Origin of the sequence: Exiguobacterium sp. UBA3491 (assembly GCF_002377745.1) — a bacterium.
GTDB lineage: Bacteria > Bacillota > Bacilli > Exiguobacteriales > Exiguobacteriaceae > Exiguobacterium_A.
The window spans coordinates 326,322-329,355 of the sequence record NZ_DFQK01000012.1; the positions used below are offsets into that span (position 1 = coordinate 326,322).

Genomic DNA, 3,034 nt, shown 5'->3' on the forward strand with positions numbered 1-3,034 from the left:
GTGCTTTCTTTTCCTGTAGGAGTTGAGAATGAACAATTACGTTCTACATCAATTATAAACGATACGTTTTCAGGTTCATGTCCTGAAATGTATCGTTTTTTTTATTGAACCTGATTTGTAAAGGTAAAATCAACAATGTAAAGCCAGTATTTGGAATTGGTTAAGTAGGTTAAATAAGACGGATGTCCGACCTATTTGAAAGGACTATTAGCTATAATCGAACCATGCTAAATTAATGAAGCAGTTAAAACTTCCTGGGGGGAAATACATATGAAAAAAGCTACAAAACTTGTCATCGCATCGACATTGATCGCACCGATGCTCGTACCAGTCGTTCAAGTCAAGACACTTGCTGCCGACAACAGTGTCGTCAAGTTACGCTTCTTAGAAACAACGGATTTACATACGAACTCAATGAACTACGATTATTTCAAGGATGCGCAGGACGAGACGATCGGTCTCGTCAAAGCGGCTACAGTCATCAAACAGCAACAAACGGAAGTGGGCGCGACGAACAGCTTCTTGTTTGATAACGGAGATACTCTTCAAGGAACGCCGTTTGGTGATTACGTCAAGAATCAGTATGACAAAGGAAACAAAGGCAAACATCCGATGTACGAATTGATGGAATACCTCGGTTATGATGCAGTCACACTCGGAAACCATGAATTCAACTTCGGTCTTGATTTCCTCAAGTCAGCGATGAGTGCTTCGAGCGGTTCAATCAAGTTCGTCAACTCGAACGTATTGGATGCAGTCACGAAAAAGCCAATCGTCGCGGACTACAACAAAGATGGAAAAGACTATCAAATCATCGAACGTCAAGTCAAGGACCAGAACGGTGACATGAAAACAGTCAAAGTGGGTGTGTTCGGAGTCGTCACGCCACAAATCATGGCATGGGATGCGGGGAACCTGACGGGGAAAGTCACGGCTGAAGATATCATCCCGACTGCTAAAGCAACAGCGAAGAAATTAAAAGATGCTGGCGCAGATGTCGTCGTGGCACTCGCACACACAGGTATCGGGGATACGACGGATCAAAAAGATGGTGATGAGAACGTTGGCTACGCGTTGACGAAAGTCGCAAACATCGATGTCTTGATGACAGGTCACCAGCACGGCAAATTCCNNTTCCCAGCAACCGATTCGGCGTTTAATAAACTACCAAACGTTGATGCAACGAACGGCTTGATCAATGGCAAACCGGTCGTCATGGCGAACACGCAAGGGAAAAACGTCGGTGTCATCGATCTTCAATTGAAGCAAGTCGACGGGAAATGGGTCGTTGATACATCTGGCGCTAAATTAGCGGACGTGACGAAAGACACGACAGCAGATGCAGGTGCCGTCAAGTTGATCGAAAAATCGCATGAAGGAACACTCGCTTATATTCGTCAAGAAGTCGGAACGATCAATGATGATATCCAGAGCTTCTTCGCTCTCGCGCAAGACGATGATTCGGTTCAGTTCGTGACGAACGCTCAAAAATGGTATGTCGAGAAACAACTCAAAGAAAATGCGGATCTTGCGAAATATAAAGATCTCCCGTTGTTATCTGCAGGTGCACCATTCAAAACAGGTGGTCGTAACCAAGTCAACGCATCCGATTACACATTGATCAAAAAGGGACCGATCGCACTGAAGAACGTTGCCGATCTCTATGTTTATCCGAATACACTCGAAGTCGTCAAAGTAACAGGTGCTGACGTCAAAGATTGGCTCGAGATGTCTGCCGGTCAATTCAACCAAGTTGGTGGTGAGCAGACAGAGTTGTTGAACAAAGATTTCCGGAGCTACAACTTCGATATCCTCGACGGATTGACATATGAAATCGACATCACGAAACCGGCAAAATTTGATTATAACGGTGGTGTCGCCAATAAAGAAGCAAGTCGTGTTCAAAACATCAAATATAAAGGCAAAGCGATCACAGACGATCAAGAATTCCTCGTTGCGACGAACAACTATCGCGCTGGTAGTGCGACGTTCCCAGGTCTTGGCGGCGGAAAGAACATCGTCTACAAATCGGCTTACGAAACACGTAACGTCATCTCGGACTTCATCAAAGCGAAACAACCGGTTGATTACAAAGCGGACGATAACTGGTCACTCGTTGCAAGCAAACCGATGACGGTCAGCTTTGATTCAGCGGTTGCAGCTGCACCGTACGTTAAGCGGTATGAAGGTATCACAAACACAGGTGAAACACGTCCAGGTGAGACAGGTACGTTCCTTAAATTCAACATGAATGTGCCGATGAAAGACTTCACGGTCTCGGCAAAAGCAGTTAAACCAGGTGCGAAAGTCGTCATAGGTCAAGCCGTTCCGGGCGCAAAAGTCACGGTCAAACTCGGTGATAAAGTCCTTGGAACAGCAACAGCAAACGAAGCGGGTCAATATGAAGTCGTGACACGTCCGCTCAAATTGCGTGACAAGTTGACAATCGTCTCAGAACTCAGCTTCATGAAAACAGAAACGAACGTGACGGTCGGAACAGGTGTCGTTGCGACACCGGCAATCGATAAAAAATCAGCAGTTTACGGATCAACTATCCTCCGCGGTAAAGCAACGGAAGGTCTTGACGTCACCCTCTACAAAGGATCAACGAAGATTGCGAAAGCGAAAACGACGGCAAGCGGCTTCAAAATCGCGGTCAAGAACGGTCTAACGACAGGAACATACACAGTCAAGTCGACAGACATCTCGAACAAAATCATGAAAAAAGCGTCGTTTACAATCAAGAACACATACCCGGTTAAAAAATGGTCAGGCAAAAAGACGTTGACAGGTAAAGTCGAAAAACGTCAAATCGTCCGTCTCTACCAAAAAACAGCGTCTGGTTACCAATTGATCGCCCAAGACGTGGCGGACCAGCACGGGAACTACGTTCTGAAGATGCGTCAGGCATTGACGAACGGCTCATATAAACTCAACATCTATACAGCGAAGGATCATCTTGATCAATCACGCTACTTCATCACGAAGTAATATGAAAAACGGATGTCTGCATATTGAACTGAACCAAAAAAGT

At 45.4% G+C, this 3,034-nt stretch carries 1 protein-coding gene; it reads left to right on the top strand.

Annotated elements, in window-relative coordinates:
• Window positions 1-270 precede the first annotated feature (270 nt).
• Window positions 271-2,991, top strand: a complete 2,721-nt coding sequence (locus B4F99_RS04730) for a bifunctional 2',3'-cyclic-nucleotide 2'-phosphodiesterase/3'-nucleotidase (RefSeq protein WP_290755662.1) — start codon at window positions 271-273, stop codon at window positions 2,989-2,991.
• The last annotated feature ends 43 nt before the right edge of the window (window positions 2,992-3,034 follow it).